Annotated in this window: 15 protein-coding genes; 7 read left to right on the forward strand and 8 right to left on the reverse strand. The window is 50.3% G+C overall.

The genetic code is table 11. The annotated features are described in order from the left end of the window. Window positions 1-130 precede the first annotated feature (130 nt). Together ACXAG2_RS02245 and ACXAG2_RS02250 are read left to right on the forward strand one after the other, a co-directional pair. Entirely contained in the window at window positions 131-487 is a 357-nt protein-coding gene (locus tag ACXAG2_RS02245; protein WP_119500908.1) for an outer membrane protein assembly factor BamE, read from the forward strand. 259 nt (window positions 488-746) lie between these two features. After that, on the forward strand, window positions 747-1427 hold the full coding sequence (locus ACXAG2_RS02250) for a DUF4097 family beta strand repeat-containing protein (protein WP_474864251.1): 681 nt from the start codon (window positions 747-749) through the stop codon (window positions 1425-1427). A gap of 43 nt (window positions 1428-1470) precedes the next feature. Here ACXAG2_RS02250 and ACXAG2_RS02255 read toward each other — a convergent pair whose 3' ends face one another. From ACXAG2_RS02255 to dkgB, 3 genes are all read right to left on the reverse strand, one after another. After that, window positions 1471-3726: a P1 family peptidase gene (locus ACXAG2_RS02255; protein ID WP_474864252.1), complete on the reverse strand. Its 2256-nt coding sequence runs from the start codon at window positions 3724-3726 to the stop codon at window positions 1471-1473. Window positions 3727-3816: 90 nt separating this feature from the next. Beyond that, window positions 3817-5112 carry a DUF445 domain-containing protein gene (locus ACXAG2_RS02260; RefSeq protein WP_474864253.1) on the reverse strand — a complete coding sequence of 432 codons (1296 nt, stop codon included), beginning with the start codon at window positions 5110-5112 and terminating at the stop codon, window positions 3817-3819. 138 nt (window positions 5113-5250) lie between these two features. Continuing rightward, complete coding sequence (gene dkgB / locus ACXAG2_RS02265) at window positions 5251-6054, reverse strand: 2,5-didehydrogluconate reductase DkgB (protein ID WP_119500904.1); 804 nt, start codon at window positions 6052-6054, stop codon at window positions 5251-5253. Window positions 6055-6230: 176 nt separating this feature from the next. Between dkgB and ACXAG2_RS02270 the strand changes: the two genes are divergently transcribed. Next, entirely contained in the window at window positions 6231-7013 is a 783-nt protein-coding gene (locus tag ACXAG2_RS02270) for a type 2 periplasmic-binding domain-containing protein (protein WP_474864255.1), read from the forward strand. Here ACXAG2_RS02270 and rluB read toward each other — a convergent pair. From rluB to ACXAG2_RS02295, 5 genes are read right to left on the reverse strand one after another with little or no spacing between them, the layout of a single operon-like run. Continuing rightward, window positions 6992-7873: a 23S rRNA pseudouridine(2605) synthase RluB gene (gene rluB, locus ACXAG2_RS02275; protein WP_474864257.1), complete on the reverse strand. Its 882-nt coding sequence runs from the start codon at window positions 7871-7873 to the stop codon at window positions 6992-6994. The genes ACXAG2_RS02270 and rluB overlap by 22 nt on opposite strands. Beyond that, window positions 7866-8501 carry an SMC-Scp complex subunit ScpB gene (gene scpB / locus ACXAG2_RS02280; RefSeq protein WP_474864259.1) on the reverse strand — a complete coding sequence of 212 codons (636 nt, stop codon included), beginning with the start codon at window positions 8499-8501 and terminating at the stop codon, window positions 7866-7868. The genes rluB and scpB overlap by 8 nt, the downstream gene beginning before the upstream one ends. Further along, window positions 8488-9321: a segregation and condensation protein A gene (locus tag ACXAG2_RS02285; RefSeq protein WP_303574621.1), complete on the reverse strand. Its 834-nt coding sequence runs from the start codon at window positions 9319-9321 to the stop codon at window positions 8488-8490. Before ACXAG2_RS02285 ends, scpB begins: the two co-directional genes overlap by 14 nt. A gap of 32 nt (window positions 9322-9353) precedes the next feature. Next, window positions 9354-9974 carry an L-threonylcarbamoyladenylate synthase gene (locus ACXAG2_RS02290; protein WP_303574622.1) on the reverse strand — a complete coding sequence of 207 codons (621 nt, stop codon included), beginning with the start codon at window positions 9972-9974 and terminating at the stop codon, window positions 9354-9356. 12 nt (window positions 9975-9986) lie between these two features. After that, window positions 9987-10832 carry a PHP domain-containing protein gene (locus tag ACXAG2_RS02295; RefSeq protein WP_474864260.1) on the reverse strand — a complete coding sequence of 282 codons (846 nt, stop codon included), beginning with the start codon at window positions 10830-10832 and terminating at the stop codon, window positions 9987-9989. A 267-nt stretch (window positions 10833-11099) separates the two neighbouring features. Here ACXAG2_RS02295 and ACXAG2_RS02300 point away from each other — a divergent pair, with 267 nt between their 5' ends. From ACXAG2_RS02300 to trpCF, 4 genes are read left to right on the forward strand one after another with little or no spacing between them, the layout of a single operon-like run. After that, entirely contained in the window at window positions 11100-12689 is a 1590-nt protein-coding gene (locus ACXAG2_RS02300) for an anthranilate synthase component 1 (protein WP_474845438.1), read from the forward strand. 2 nt (window positions 12690-12691) lie between these two features. Next, window positions 12692-13306, forward strand: a complete 615-nt coding sequence (locus tag ACXAG2_RS02305; RefSeq protein ID WP_474864261.1) for an aminodeoxychorismate/anthranilate synthase component II — start codon at window positions 12692-12694, stop codon at window positions 13304-13306. Further along, a complete protein-coding gene (gene trpD, locus ACXAG2_RS02310) occupies window positions 13299-14333 on the forward strand; it encodes an anthranilate phosphoribosyltransferase (protein ID WP_474864262.1) in 1035 nt (344 codons plus the stop codon). Before ACXAG2_RS02305 ends, trpD begins: the two co-directional genes overlap by 8 nt. Continuing rightward, complete coding sequence (gene trpCF, locus ACXAG2_RS02315; protein ID WP_474864263.1) at window positions 14326-15723, forward strand: bifunctional indole-3-glycerol-phosphate synthase TrpC/phosphoribosylanthranilate isomerase TrpF; 1398 nt, start codon at window positions 14326-14328, stop codon at window positions 15721-15723. Before trpD ends, trpCF begins: the two co-directional genes overlap by 8 nt. Window positions 15724-15741 lie beyond the last annotated feature (18 nt).

Genomic DNA, 15741 nt, shown 5'->3' on the forward strand with positions numbered 1-15741 from the left:
TTGATTGGTCATAGGTGATTGGGTAGCATGCTGTCGCGCATTATTTTGCGACAGCCGCATTCTGACACTGGTTTGCCGGCAAAGGTAATGCCTGTCACTATAATCAAAGCATAACTGGACAAGCTCACGCATGAAGTTGTATCAAATCGCTATTTTGTTAACCGCTGTATTTTTCACCACTGCCTGTAACAACTGGATCTACCGGATTGATGTGCCACAGGGCAACTTTCTGGACGAACGTGACGTTAAAAAGCTGCGTGTTGGCATGACCAAAGAGCAGGTTGTTTATGTTCTTGGCCACCCTGTTGTTGAAGACTCTTTTGATAAGAGCACATGGTATTACGTGTACGATATGAAGCGCGGTATGTCCAAACGCGGTGAAGATTTCCAGAAGCAACTGGTACTTAATTTCGACGGTAATGTGCTGACCACCGTAGAAGGTGACTTCGAATTGTCAGAAGATTTTAATACCCCGCTCGATCAGTAAGCATTTTTGGTCCGGAACACCAAAATGTGGTGTTCCGGACTACTCCCGGATACGCTCTTCCCTCTCCCTGAACGCCAAAAATCCATAACCCCCTGATTTTAAATACATAATCACTTTTGGCTCAGCAATTGCTGAACTTGTCATACTTTTAACACTCATTCGTGTGCGGTTATTGCTCATCATTAAGTGAATCCTTCCCGGCAAAATCGGGAGTATTAACGCCATACCGGACACACATCACTACAAAACGGAAAATAGAATGCTAAACAGGAATCGCTCAATTATTGCTTTATCACTTTTATGTGCTGCCACGCTATCAGGCTGTGTAATCAATGTCGGGGGTAACGGTGATTATCACGATGGCGGCGATGTAAGCAGTGTGCTGGGATCGGTAACCATCTATGAAGGCCGCCATGCTGGTGATGTGTCTTCCGTCAACGGAGACGTGACTTTGCAAACATTTACTGTTGCTGAAGATGTCAGTACGGTGAATGGCAATATCAGTATTGCAGATAACGCTGCAATCAATGAAGCGAGTACGGTTAACGGCGATATCAATGCCGGTAAAAACCTGAATGTGTTTGGTGATATGTCTACGGTAAACGGCAATATCGGGCTTTCTGTGAATAGTCTGGTGGAAGGCGACCTGGAAACAGTGAATGGCGACATTACGGTGCCGGATGGCGAGATAAAAGGCTCAGTCACAACGCAAAACGGTGATGTCAGCTTGTCAGGCAATACCCGTATCTACGGCGACATCGTATTTGAAGAAACTGAAAATGGCTGGATGAAGAAAAAATCCGAACAACCGGTGCTTTCAATCACGGAAGATGTGGTTGTTAACGGCAATATCATTTTAGAGCGCGCCGTTGTACTTGAGCTTGCTAATCCTGCGCTGGAAAGCAAAGTAATTAGACGTAACAATAGCAACCGCAGCTAATCCTTGCAGGCCGGACAGAAATACATCTGCCCGGCCTGTTTGATCACTTACCGGTAAACTTGACGTCCAGCCAGACCAGGCGGTGATCAGAACTCGCTTCACGATCTTTCACCAGACGGTACAACGGACTGGCTTTTTCGGGCCAGAAAACACCGCTACCGGTCACTTCAAAACCATATCTTGACGGTAAAACGTAATCTGCCCTTGCCCCCCAGTGTGCAGTGAACCTGCGGCCGTAAGGCTCTGTTGAATGTTCACGGCCACCTTCACTTTCCGGGATAACATTGCCGTTCACGTACCGGTTATCAATAAGCTGTTCTATGACGCCGGGCCGGTGTTTATCACCCGCATCGGCAGCGTTGAAATCGCCCGCCAGTACGAAACGGGTGTTTTCCGGCAGACCGGATTGCTTACCCTCATCATCAATAATATATTCGCCTTTATCCGGTGACAAATAGTCAGCCATCAACCTGATTTCATCATGGTTCCGCTTTCCGTTTCGGTCTTCATCACCATCGAAATTAGGCGGTGTGGGATGCATAGCAAGTACATGCACAATGCGGCCATTAACGTTAACGGGTATATCCCAGTGAGACTTGGAGCTTAACCGGAACTCAGCCCATTCCTCTTCGTTATACCAGGGAGTATCTGTGGCCGGGTCAACGGGCTTCTGAGCACCGGGCATATCTTTCCACTTAAGTGTCTGCAAGCTGTGCACCTGATCATGTACAACGGGATATTTCGACAATACAACCATGCCGTACTGGCCGGGATACAAGCCAAATCCCCACGCATCACCGCCTGTTCCGGTGGCTTTTCCATCGTTATCCAGATCGAAAGGAGACGGCTCACCGGTATTCACCGGCGCGAGATAAACGTACGGGTAATCGATAGCAGGTTGCCCGTGCTGGCTGACATTCAGATAATTTTGAATAAAAGCCCGCACACCATCGCTCTGCGATTTAATGTAATCAAACTCATTAAGCAAAATAATATCCGGCGCGGTGCGCTGAATGATCTCAGCAATATTTTTGACCTGCGGATTATTGCCATCTGACAGCACCTTTTTAAGCACGTCATCACCGGGCGGCAGCCCTGAAGAAGGATAATTCGTCGACTCCATACTTACGTTAAAAGTAGCCACTCTTAACGTATCAGATGACTCTGTTCTCCCCTGTTCTGCTGGTAACATAGAGCGGATTTTGTCTACCGGCAGGGCTTTTACATTCCCGTGAAAACCTTCCACGTCCTCAGCCATCAGCAGACTGTTATAAATGGCTTCCTGTGTTGCTTCAATCACCGCCTCGAATAAAGGTGACACCTGACTGTTCGCCATCACGGTGGATGAATGCGCCGGCGACTGCTCGTCACGACGTAATGCATCTGCGTTAGAAAAGGCTATAACATAATCGCCGGAGCCGTTTGTCAGGCTGGCACCGGTTCGCGCAACACCGGCCATGGCCCGCTTTGCCAGCCTTTCCAGATTGCGGTCGTCCAGCGGTGCGTCTGTTGCAACCACTATCATAATGGAGCCGTCAGCAGCGGTATCGTTATTCAGTTCGTTATACAGGTAGTGCTGATTGAGCGCTTCCCCGGCTTTCAGGCCGTCAATATTCAGGATGCCGCCAAAGTTACTCTGTACCAGCACACCGACTGTGTATCCGCCCAGTGATGCAGGCAGCAAACGGCTGCTTGTACCAATTCCGCCTTTCCACCCGAAGGCGCGGGTACCGCTGCCGGCACCATTATTTCCCTCTGCAACCGGGCCACTTTGCGCTGTATTGATAGCCTGAATCACATCAGCTTTCGTTACGGTTCTGCGGCGGATGTCGTTAAGAAATGCGTCGTTGGTTTCACCTACGACAGCATTCACCGATGCCACGTCTTCATTCCCCGGTTGTGCCAGCGTCCATTCCACTACGCCGGCAATACCTTCAGCCACATTCAGTGTATTGGTAAGCACAACGGGTGTTTCAATTTCTCCCAATTCCCGGATTTGACTGATCCCGGCCATTTTGCCGTATCCATTGCCCACGTATACCGCAGCCGGTACCTTACGCTGCCGTAAATTGCCCTCTGCCGGAATAATGGCTGTCACACCGGTGTGAACGTCTTTTCCGTCATGAAGGGTTACCTGCCCCACCCGTACGCCTGCGACATCGGTAATACTGTTCAGTTTTCCGGTCGCAAGTACACCAGGCGCGATGCCAAGATCACGGGCTCTGACCTGCTCTGCGTCTGCGCTGACATGCATAAGCGGCAACACCAGCAGTAACGCCGGAAGAATTCGTTTTCTCATGTTGTTTTCGTTTTTTATAAATAAAAATGGGGAAGGAAAAGTGTCACACGATAGTACAAAAAACTCAAAAGGAAGACGGCTACGTACCGGTTATAAAAGACTGATAGCATGTTCAATTAAAAACAGACAGGCACCAATCAGCCCGCCCACCAACGTACCGTTAATACGGACTTTTTGCAGATCTTTACCGATGTTCAGTTCAATTTGTTCCGCCATCTGGTTGTCATCCCATGCCAGAATGGTTTTACGGATATGGTCAGTAAGAAAATCTGCGAGCTCCGGCGCCATCGCTCTGGCTGCTTCTGCGATGTGTACATCAACAGCGTTTGCCAGTTGCTCATCGTTTGCCACGGATTTACCTGCTTCCTGCAGTGCATGGGATAAACGGCCTGTGAATTTGCCGTCTGTGGCTGCAACATCATCGATTAACCAGCGTTTCACGTCGCCCCACACCTGAAACAGGTACTGCTGAAGGGTATCGTTGTTCAGCAATTGGTTACGGATATTTTCCAGCTTCTCTGTCATTGCAGGGTCGGTTTCCATCCTCGCGGTGAAGTCCTCCAACTGGCGGTCGAAACTCTTGCGTACCGGATGTTCATTGTCATTGGCAATATCCGCCAGAATGCTCACAATGGCTTTGGAAGCGATGTCAGCGCCCTGCTCGCTCAACCAGGTGGTCGGCAATATTTTCTCCAGTCGCCGGTACTCTGCTTTCAGCCAGCTATGTAGCTTTTCAGCAATAAACATCTGACTGTCAGGCCGGTGAGCAAGCTCTGCGATTTTATAAAGCAACTGGTCCAGCACCTCCTGATGTCGCTTATCACGGGTCAGAACCCGTAACATGCCGGCCGCGAGAGGTGAAAGATCCATTTTCAGCAGAGCCCGCTTTACTCCGCTTACCATCATGTCCTGAACGGGTTTATCATCCAGCGTGTTAATGATCCCCACCAGCGAGCGCGCAGCGAAGCGACTCAGACGGTCTGCGTTTTGAGGCTCGCGCAACCACCTTGCCATTCCCTGAGCAGGACGGGCATCATTGACCAGTTTTTCGATAGCGACTTCATTGAAGAATTTTTCTTTCACAAAGCGGGACAAATTGCCGGCAACCGCCGCTTTGTTATTCGCTACGATATTCGTGTGAGGGATTGGAAATCTGGCCGGAATAGGCCTGAACAATGCGCTGACGGCAAACCAGTCAGCCAGCCCGCCAACCAGCGCAGCTTCTGATGCCATCTTAATGAGTCCGGCCCAGGCGGGCCATGGCGTTATCCACTGCCGGTACTCTGTCAGCGTCGCAAGAATAAAGACAAACGCAGCTCCTACCAGCCAGAAAAGCGCGATGCGTTTTGCACGCCGGAGCTGCTGCTGTTTATTATCCGGTAGCACGTTTGTCCTTGTATTAATATTGCCTTACTTACCTGACTGCACCTCATCAGGTGTATACATCCTATCCACTATATGGTGATGAAAGTGCAGCCGGCAAACCCTTTATGACAATTACGGGTGGTTAAATGTAAAAGGATATTAATCCCACTGCGGCGCGAAATCCGGATCCACGATACGTTCACCGTTATCCAGCTCATCAATGCGCGCCACATCATCTTCTGACAGCGTGACAGCGGTATAATCGAAGTTCGCCTGCAAATGGTCCTTATTCGTTGATGAAGGGATGGCATGGATACCTTTTACTTCCATCCACGCCAGTACAACCTGGGCAGGATTGGCTCCGTGCGCGTCAGCAATGGCTTTGAGTTCATCATTTTTCATGACTTCGCCCACCGCAAAGGGCATATAGGCGGTAGTAGAAATACCAGCCTGCTTACAATGTTCAACCACCTGACGGTTTTGCATAAACGGGTGAAGCTCTATCTGATTAGTGAGTATCTCGCCCTCTCCCAGGATCTCAACCGCTTTGTCGATTTGTGCCATAGTGAAATTCGACACACCGATATGGCGCGTTAAACCTTCTTCTTTAGCCTGCTTCAGTGAGGCTAAATATGACTCCATGGGAATATGATCATTGGGTGACGGCCAGTGGATGAGCAGCAGGTCAACATAGGCCATTTTCAGTTTGTTCAGACTTTCGTGCACAGACGGAATGAAGTGACCCTTATCAAGATGGTCGTGCCATACCTTGGTGGTCACGAACAGTTCTTCACGGGGAAGACCGGCAGTTTGAATTGCATTGCCGATTTCTTCTTCGTTGCCATAAAACTGGGCGGTATCGATATGGCGGAAGCCGGTGGAAAGCGCATCTGAAACCGTTTTTCTTGCTACCTCTCCTTCTAAACGAAACGTACCTACACCTAATTGAGGCATCGATTGCATTATCTTCTCCTGTTTTATGAATTCACCTTGTCTACGCTAAGACATTGAATACAGATTACTTCACTTTCTTCAGGTATTAGTTTTAATACTTACATGCCAACGGCCTTATCGAGCAAATGCAATTGCATTGATAGGCTTCTACTACGACTAAAGTTTAAATGAACAGGACGAATACGATGCGACACGCTATCACTCTTCTCGCTGCCGTATTGCTTTCAGGTCAGGCTTTTGCGGCGAAAGATACTTTCTTTGTAGGTGTTGAAGACAGTTCAGGCAGACAGGTCCACCCGGTTAACGGTGGCAAATATCAACCGGTACTCGATGCGGTGATGACAGCATTTGCTCTTGAAGAGGGCTTTGAACTGGAATATGTGCCCCTTCAGGGCGACGCGTACGATCAGTGGTTTAAAGAAAACACGATTGATTTCCGCTTTCCGGATCATCCCCGCTGGTCTGCCACAGACGGCACGCTGTTTTACAGCCAGCCTGTGGTCGGTATTTGTGAAATCACCCGTGTGTTGCCTGAAAATCAATGGATGCGAATTCCCGACGTGACTGCACTTGGTATTATTGAAGATCAGCCGGTTTCCAGTGACTGGTTAGAACAGGAACGTAAAGGCTACACGAAAATAGTGTCATTCTCTGACCCGACACACCTGGTAAAAGCGCTGGTTGATGGTGAAGTTGATGCCATTATCACAGACAGCGAACAACTGAATGATGCAACTGCAGCACTTAAGCTGTCAGGTAAACGCATTGTGGCATCAGCACATATTCAGGATAAGAAAGAAAGCCTGCGGATTTCCAGTGAGCAGTATCCCGCAATGCTGGAAAAATTAGATGAATTTCTCAAAACGCACCGCGGGCTGATTGCTCAGGTTGCCCGCCGGCACGGTATTGATAACGGGCGTGCCTGTTTAAAGAAACGCCCTTCCCGTCAGTCAGAGCTGGCTGACTGATTACGTTGATGAGACTGCCGTGTACGGTGTTTTTTCACCGAGCGGCGCATACGGGTAAGGCGGGCATGATCAAGTTTACCCTGTCTTACATCCACCAACGTTTGTGTTTCATCGTCCAGTTGCACCAGTTTACGAAGGGCATTTAACTGCTCCAGCGGCAACTCTACCCAGGCCCCCTGCGGTAAACGCTTTTGCAGCTCCACCGGTCCGTAGCGCACGCGAACGAGACGGCTGACCTGCATTTCCTGAGACTCCCACAAGCGACGTACCTCGCGGTTACGGCCTTCAGACAACGTCACGTTATACCAGCGGTTCATGCTCTCTTCTTCACCGGCAGGCTTAGAACGGGCTTTGATTTCAGTAAACCGCGCCAGACCATCTTCCAGTTCAACCCCTTTAGTCAGCGTGTTCAGCGTTTTACCGGACACTTCACCGAATACGCGTACAGCATACTCACGTTCAACTTCACATTTAGGGTGCATTAAGCGGTTTGCCAGTTCACCGTCATTGGTGAATAACAACAGGCCACTGGTATTGATATCCAGCCGTCCTACAGCAATCCAGCGTCCCACGCGGATAGCTGGCAAACGGTCAAATACTGTGGGGCGGCCTTCAGGATCGTGACGGCTGCATAATTCACCTTCCGGCTTGTTATACATCAATACACGGCATACCGGTTTTTCTGCCTGACGGGATAACAGATGACCGTCTACACGGATTTGCTGGCCGGATTCAACACGGTCGCCCAGTGTCGCAATTTTGCCATCTACCGATACCCTTCCGGCTTCTATCCACCGTTCCATTTCACGGCGGGAGCCCAGTCCCTGGTTAGCCAGGACTTTTTGCAACTTTTCACTCATTTTCTTCTCGCTTTTGTTCAGCGGTTTCAATCGCACGGTCGTCGTCAGACGGTGCCTCCAGTGTAGCCGTCGCAGGCGGCTGTTCGTTGTCTTCAAGCACTTCAAAAACCTCAGATCCGGGTAAATCGGCCAACGACTTTAACGAAAAATAATCCAGAAACTGTCTGGTAGTGGCATATAACGACGGTCTGCCCGGCACTTCTTTGTGCCCTACCACTTTGATCCAGTCTCTTTCTGTCAGGGTACGGATAATATTACTGCTGACTGCCACCCCGCGTACCGCTTCAATTTCGCCGCGGGTTATGGGTTGACGGTAAGCAATTAACGCCAGCGTTTCCAACATTGCACGGGAATAACGGGGCGCGTTTTCCTGCCACATGCGGCTCAGCCAGGGGCTTAAGCTGTCCAGTGACTGAAAGCGGTATCCGCTGGCCACTTCAACCAGTTGAATTCCTCTGGGCTGATAGTCCAGCACCAGCTCTTTGAGCACCTCGTTCAGCGCCCGTTCACTGACTGTAAATTCAGCCAGCACAGACTCACGCAGTGCCAGTTTAGTCATAGGCGCATCGGCAACAAACAGTGCGGCCTCCACCAGTTGCTTAAGCTGGACTTTATTAATCTTCTTCATGACGGCCCAATTTTACATGAATTCTGGCAAATGGTCCTGTCTGAACGCACAATAAAAGCTGTTCTTTTACTAATTCCAGAATCGCCAGAAAAGACACCACCACACCTGCTCTGCCTTCTTCCGGCGTGAATAACGCATCCAGCGGTGTGTAGGTCTCACTGTTTACCATAGCCAGAATCTGGCTCATGCGCTCACGGGTACTCAGCGCCTCCCGCTCAATTGTATGATGTTCAAATGCAGCAGCCCGCTTCATGGCATGGCTGAATGCCAGCACAAGCTCCTGCAGTGACACATCCGGCTCTATCCGCACCGGTTGCACACTCAGAGCCACATCAGCCTTCACTGCAAACACATCACGCTCCATACGGGGCTGTTCATCCAATGATTGTGCAGCTTCTTTAACGGCTTCGTATTCTCTTAACCGGCGGATCAGCTCCGCTCGCGGGTCTTCTTCATCTTCCGGTTCATCGCTTCGCCTTGGTAGCAGTAACCGGGATTTAATTTCAGCCAGAATCGCTGCCATCAGCAAATATTCGGCAGCTAATTCCAGCTTCAATGTTTTCATAACCTCCACATATTCCATGTACTGTGCAGTAATGTCTGCCACGGGTAAGGTTACGATTTCGAATTTCTGTTTGCGGATAAGATACAAAAGAAGGTCCAGCGGGCCTTCAAAGGTTTCCAGAATGACTTCCAGTGCATCAGGGGGAATGTACAGATCTGACGGCTTTTCAATGACCGCTTCGCCGTTGATAAACGCCAGTGGCAAAGGTTGCTGAACGGGGTCGCTTACTGCCGCCGGCGTTTGTTCATCTGTCATCTTACGTACTGTTCGTCCGTGTTATGATTGTTTTACAGGAACGGTGACGGGTCGCCACTGCCTTCCCTGATCACTTCCGCATTGCCTTCAGAGAAATCGACAATGGTGGTGGGATCTTCACCAAGATACCCGCCATGAATAATCAATCCTACCTGTTTTTCCAGCCTGTCACGGATTTCATCAGGATCTGACTCTGCCATTTCTTTGCCCGGCAGGATCAGTGATGTGGACATCAGCGGTTCATTAAGGGTTTCCAGCAACTTAAGTGCAATCACGTTATCCGGCACACGGATCCCGATGGTCTTCCGCTTGGGGTTTTGTAACCGGCGGGGAACCTCACGGGTGGCCTTAAAAATAAAGGTATACGGGCCCGGTGTGTTGTTTTTAATTTGCCGGAAGGCGGTGTTATCCACTTTGGCATAAAACGATAATTCGGACATATCACGGCACATCAGAGTGAAGTTGTGGTCGTGCTCGATTTGCCTTATCTGGCAAAGGCGTTCCAGCGCTTTTTTGTCTTCCATCTGGCAGCCAATGGCGTAGCCGGAATCAGTGGGATACACCACTACCTCGCCCTGCCGGATTAACTCCACAGCCTGATTTAACAATCGCTGCTGTGGATTTTCAGGATGAATATAGAAAAATTGACTCATTACAATGTCCTGTTACTGATGGGCGGGCAGTGCCCAGTCATGCCAGACTGGCTTGAGGTGAGAAGCGATACCTAAATTACGCCCCAATTCTGTCCACCTGGACGGGAAGTGAAAATCAGAACCCGCCGAAGCCAAAAGATTGTGCTCGCTGGCAAGCTCGTTGATAAGCTTTTGCTTGTCAGGATTAATACCGGGAAAAGCCGTTTCGATGGCCTGTCCACCGTGATGTGCAAAATCATTGACCAGACGGCGCAACCATTTTGCCGTTATGTCATAGTGGGCGGGATGAGCAAGTACAGCCTGACCACCGGCAGCACGAATATGAGATATGGCTTGCTCCATGCCGGGCCACACAGCCTTAACGGCGGCCCGTTTCCCTTTTCCAAGGTACTTTTTAAAGGCGGCATCCATGGTCGCAACACCATATTCATTCACTAATACGCGTGCGAAGTGTGCACGGGTCACCTGCCCCACACCGGCAAGATTCAGCGCCTTTTCAAGCACACCGTCAAAACCGCATTTTTGCAGCTTTTCACCAATTTTAACCGCACGTTCCTTGCGAATTGCACTTTGCTCAGCCAGAAAGCTGTTGAGTGATGCATCTTCCACATCCACATTTAAGCCGACGATATGAATATCGAACCCGTGCCAGGCGGTGGAGATTTCAACGCCATTGATGATCGTCATCACACGCTTTTGCTTTGCCTGAGTTTGGTGGGCAAGCGGTAATCCGGCGAGGGTATCATGGTCGGTAATGGCCAGCACATCCACCTGCATGGTGTGCGCGCGGAGCACCAGCTCTTCCGGCGTTAAATGGCCGTCGGAAAATTTTGTATGACTATGTAGATCGATTTTCAATGTCTTATGCAAATTTACGGTTGACACAACTTCGTTTTTGTTTTCTTCTATAGGGCATATTATACGTACTAACGCCTTCGATGCCTATCGAAGTTTATGACAGAGAAATCATGCGTAATCAATTATCAATCAGCACTTTAGTAAAAGCAGTTTGGTGGTGGCACTCCCTGAAGTAACGGGCGGTGTACGCGTGAGTGCGTAAAAGAACACAATAAAGGCCCGTTTAACGGGCCTTTTTTTTTAATCGCAGTTGGAGAAAATGCGACAATGAGTTTAGCGGAACTGGGCACCCAGCCCGGCAAAGTGGAAACAATCGAACAGTCAGGTACCTACCTGAACGATCCGTTAGCCGCCTTTGCCCACCTTTGTGCCGGAAAATCAAATGCACTGTTGTTAGAATCAGCAGAAATTGACAGCAAGGACGACTTGCAAAGCCTGCTGATGGTAGATGCCGCGATGCGCCTTGTGTGCAAAGGTAATCAGGTTATCTGCACTGCACTGACCCCCAACGGCGAATCTGTATTACCGCTGATTGAAGCGCAGCGCCCGGACAACACCAGTGTTGTCAGAGACGGAGTAACGGTAACGCTCACCTGCCACGCTGCGGATAATGCCCTGGATGAAGACAGCCGGCTGAAAGCGGCCAGCGTATTCGACGCCCTGCGGTTACTGGTTCAGAAGATTACGCCAATCCGGCAGCATCCCCACGCCGTCTTTCTGGGTGGTGTATTTGCTTATGATCTGCTGGCCACGTTTGAAAACTTGCCTGATGTGCCCGATGGCGAAAATGACTGTCCGGACTATGTATTCTATCTGGCAGAGACCTTACTCACTGTCGATCATCAAACCCGCCAGACCCGTTTAATCGGCAGCGTATTCAGCGGCCCTAACGTGGCGCAAAGTTATTTTGATGTGGCACAGCGACTGGAGCGGCTGCAGGCCAGACTCACAGATATACCTGCGAGTACTGCCACTATCCCGCCCGGGGCTCAGGATGCTATGGATGTGGATGTGGACAAAGACGATGAAACCTATAAGCAGGACGTTGTCGACTTAAAAGCCAATATCCTTTCCGGTGACATTTTCCAGGTTGTACCTTCCCGCACTTTCTCCTTACCTTGTCCCGACCCGTTAACCGCATACGCTCAATTAAAAATCAGTAATCCAAGTCCTTATATGTTTTATATGCAGGATGCAGACTTTACTATATTCGGCGCGTCACCTGAGTCGGCAATCAAATACGAAAAATCATCGAATCAGGTGGAAATTTACCCCATCGCCGGTACCCGCCCCAGAGGCAAACGGGCGAATGGTGAAATCGATCCGGATTTGGACAGCCGCATTGAACTGAATTTGCGTGAAGATGACAAAGAGAAAGCCGAACACATTATGTTAGTCGACCTGGCCCGTAACGATGTGGCGAAAGTAAGCCGTCCGGGCACCCGTTTTGTGAAAGACCTGCTGAAAGTAGACCGCTACTCTCACGTGATGCACCTGGTTTCCCGGGTCGTGGGTCAGTTACGAACCGATCTGGATGCGCTGCATGCTTATCAGGCCTGCATGAACATGGGCACCCTGGTCGGCGCACCAAAGGTCAGTGCGGCCACATTAATCCGCCAGGTTGAAAAGAAACGCCGGGGAAGCTATGGCGGCGCTGTGGGCTACTTAAACGGGAACGGCGATATGGATACCTGTATTGTTATCCGCTCAGCGTTTGTGAAAAACGACCGAGCCTATATTCAGGCAGGCGCCGGTGTGGTTTACGACTCAGATCCCCAGTCTGAAGCCAATGAAACCCGCACCAAAGCGCAGGCTGTCATCAACGCGGTTCGCCGCTCTTTGAAACAGGGAGCCTGATCATGAAAGATAAAATCACCGTTTTCCTGCTCGATAATGTAGACTCCTTCACTTATAACCTGGTTGACGAGCTCCGGGCACTGGATTTACACATCATTGTGTACCGTAACACGGTAGATGCGGACATGTTGTTCACCCGCATGCAGCAGGAAGCAGAAAAAGCGCCGGTATTACTGTTATTATCGCCGGGCCCGGGTGCGCCCCATGAAGCCGGTTGTATGCCCGCACTGATTAAAAAGGTGCAGGGTATATTCCCGGTATTGGGTATATGCTTAGGGCATCAGGCTATCGTGAGTCATTACGGTGGTGTGGTCGACCGGGCCAGAGAAGTAATGCACGGCAAATCATCGCCCATCAGCCACTCCGGACAGGCTATGTTTTCAGGCCTGGCTAACCCGCTGCATGTGGCCCGTTATCATTCTCTTGTGGCTACATCATTACCGGCAGGGTTAGAAACCATTGCCAGTTTTGGTGACACCACCATGGCGGTTTATCACCCCGAAGACAAAATGCTTGGTTTCCAGTTTCACCCGGAGTCAATTCTCACCGCAGACGGAAGCCGTTTACTACTGCAAAGTATTCACTATTTAACCGACAAGGAGTTGGAACATGTATGATGCCTCTCCCCTGCTGGACCTGTTATTTGCGAAAGAACATCTGAGCCAGGCGCAGTCTTTTGCTTTATTTAACAGCATTATGCATGGCGAACAACCTGATCTGATCCTGGCAACTGTGCTTACCGCATTGAAGCTGAATGGCGAATCACCCAATGAAATCGCCGGTGCTGCCAGTGCCATGGTGTCAAACGCGCTGCCTTTCCCCACGCCGGACTATCCGTTTGCGGATATTGTCGGCACCGGCGGTGACGGACATAACACCATTAATATTTCCAGTGCGGCGGGTGTGGTAGCCGCCAGTTGCGGCGTAAAAGTCGCCAAACACGGTAACCGCAGTGTTTCCAGTAAATCCGGCTCTGCGGATATATTCAGACAGTTCGGTATTAATCTGGAAATCAGCCCTGAGACAGCAAGACAATGTCTGGACGATGCGAACTTCTGCTTCCTGTTCGCACCGGTTTATCATTCCGGTATGCGTCACGCTGCGCCCATCCGTGCGGCACTGAAAACCCGCACCATTTTCAACATTCTGGGTCCACTGGCAAACCCTGCCGGCCCTACCCATGGTTTATTTGGTGTATATTCTCCGGAGCTTCTTGAGCCGTATGCCCGCACGTTGATGCTGCTCGGCCAGCACCGGGCCATGATTGTTCATGGCGACGGACTGGACGAACTGGCTCTGCACGGCGAATCTCACATCATCGACTTAGAGCATGGTGATTTACGCACACTGACCGTGACGCCTTCAGACTTCGGTTTACCTTCATACTCTCTTGAGGCCATAGCCGGCGGTGAACCGGATGAAAACCGCAAAATGGTGGAAGCCGCTCTGGCCGGTGAAGGTCAGGAAGCACACAGAGCCGCCATTGCAATGAATTGCGGCGCGCTGTTGAAACTTACCGACACCGTGACCACATTCAAAGACGGTGCGGAAATGGCCATGGAAGCCATGAAACAGGGCAAACCGTTAACCACGCTTAACGCCGTGGCAAAAATCAGTCATCAGGAGAGCAGTAACGATGAGTAATGTGTTAGAACGCATCGTCGCCGATAAACGTGTGGAGTTAGAAGCACGTATGGCAGCAATGCCGTTAGCCACGTTTAAAGATTCACTGACACCATCAAATAAAAGCTTGTTCGATGCATTAAGTCAGCCGGATGCCGGTTTTATTTTTGAATGTAAAAAGGCATCGCCGTCTAAAGGGCTCATTCGCCCTGTATTCGACCTCGACGAAATTCTTGCCGCTTATAAGCCTTATGCAGCAGGTATTTCCGTACTGACTGATGAAAAGTATTTTCAGGGCAGTTATGACTATCTGGCTTATGTGACTGAGCGGGTGTCGCAACCGGTACTGAACAAAGATTTCTTTGTAAACGAGTATCAGGTTTATCTGGCCCGTCATTATAACGCTGATGCTATTTTGCTGATGCTGAGTGTGCTGGACGACGACACTTACCGCACTCTTGCCAGCCTGGCTGACAGCCTGGCGCTGGATATTCTTACCGAAGTCAGTAACGAAGAAGAAATGCACCGCGCCATCGCGCTGGAAGCGAAAATCATCGGCATTAATAACCGTGATCTGCGGGATTTGTCCACCGACCTCGCCACCAGCGAAAAACTGATCCCCATGCTGGACAAGGCAACTCATGATTTCGTCGTGATTTCTGAATCCGGCATTTACACCCACCAGGATGTACGCCGCTTAGCGCCGCTTTGCCAGGGCTTTCTGGTCGGCAGTGCACTGATGGCACAAAAAGACTTACCCGAAGCGGTGCGTGCCCTCATTTACGGCGACATCAAAGTATGTGGCCTGTCCCGTGCAGAAGACGCTAAAGCTGCGTTTGACGGCGGCGCCAACTATGGCGGTCTCATCTTCGCAGAAAAGTCTAAACGTTGTGTAACGCAGGAGCAGGCGCGCACGATTACTGAGACAGTGCCGGGCCGTTATGTGGGCGTATTTGTCGACCAGCCTGTGGATGACATTGTCAGTGCCGCGCGTTCACTTAGCCTGTTTGCCGTTCAGTTACATGGTAGCGAAGATGCAGCTTTCCGCCATGCATTGCGGGCAGCATTGCCTGCTGAATGCCAGATTTGGCAGGCGGTTGGCATATCCGGCGACTTACCGCCGCACCTCAGCGATTTGCCGGGCGAAACCGAAACAGACCGTGTACTGCTGGATTGTCAGGTAGGTTCGGAAAAAGGCGGAACGGGACAGTCGTTTGACTGGTCACTGCTGGATGATATGACAGACAAGAAAAAACTCATCGTTGCCGGCGGCATTCATGCCGGGAACCTGGTCGCTGCGCTAGAAACCGGCGCGGGCACCATAGACGTAAATTCCGGAGTAGAAGATGCTCCGGCACAAAAATCTGCTGAAAAGCTGGCGGCGCTGTTCGCAACAGCACGACGCTATTAATTGATGATCAACAGGATT

It is taken from the genome of Alteromonas sp. ABH4_456, from assembly GCF_056160645.1.

Coding starts and splice junctions, on each gene's coding strand:
- ACXAG2_RS02245 (WP_119500908.1), top strand. CDS start 131: ATGAAGTTGTATCAAATCGCTATTTTGTTAACCGCTGTATTTTTCACC.
- ACXAG2_RS02250 (WP_474864251.1), top strand. CDS start 747: ATGCTAAACAGGAATCGCTCAATTATTGCTTTATCACTTTTATGTGCT.
- ACXAG2_RS02255 (WP_474864252.1), bottom strand. CDS start 3,726: ATGAGAAAACGAATTCTTCCGGCGTTACTGCTGGTGTTGCCGCTTATG.
- dkgB (WP_119500904.1), bottom strand. CDS start 6,054: ATGCAATCGATGCCTCAATTAGGTGTAGGTACGTTTCGTTTAGAAGGA.
- ACXAG2_RS02270 (WP_474864255.1), top strand. CDS start 6,231: ATGCGACACGCTATCACTCTTCTCGCTGCCGTATTGCTTTCAGGTCAG.
- rluB (WP_474864257.1), bottom strand. CDS start 7,873: ATGAGTGAAAAGTTGCAAAAAGTCCTGGCTAACCAGGGACTGGGCTCC.
- scpB (WP_474864259.1), bottom strand. CDS start 8,501: ATGAAGAAGATTAATAAAGTCCAGCTTAAGCAACTGGTGGAGGCCGCA.
- ACXAG2_RS02285 (WP_303574621.1), bottom strand. CDS start 9,321: ATGACAGATGAACAAACGCCGGCGGCAGTAAGCGACCCCGTTCAGCAA.
- ACXAG2_RS02290 (WP_303574622.1), bottom strand. CDS start 9,974: ATGAGTCAATTTTTCTATATTCATCCTGAAAATCCACAGCAGCGATTG.
- ACXAG2_RS02300 (WP_474845438.1), top strand. CDS start 11,100: ATGAGTTTAGCGGAACTGGGCACCCAGCCCGGCAAAGTGGAAACAATC.
- ACXAG2_RS02305 (WP_474864261.1), top strand. CDS start 12,692: ATGAAAGATAAAATCACCGTTTTCCTGCTCGATAATGTAGACTCCTTC.
- trpD (WP_474864262.1), top strand. CDS start 13,299: ATGTATGATGCCTCTCCCCTGCTGGACCTGTTATTTGCGAAAGAACAT.
- trpCF (WP_474864263.1), top strand. CDS start 14,326: ATGAGTAATGTGTTAGAACGCATCGTCGCCGATAAACGTGTGGAGTTA.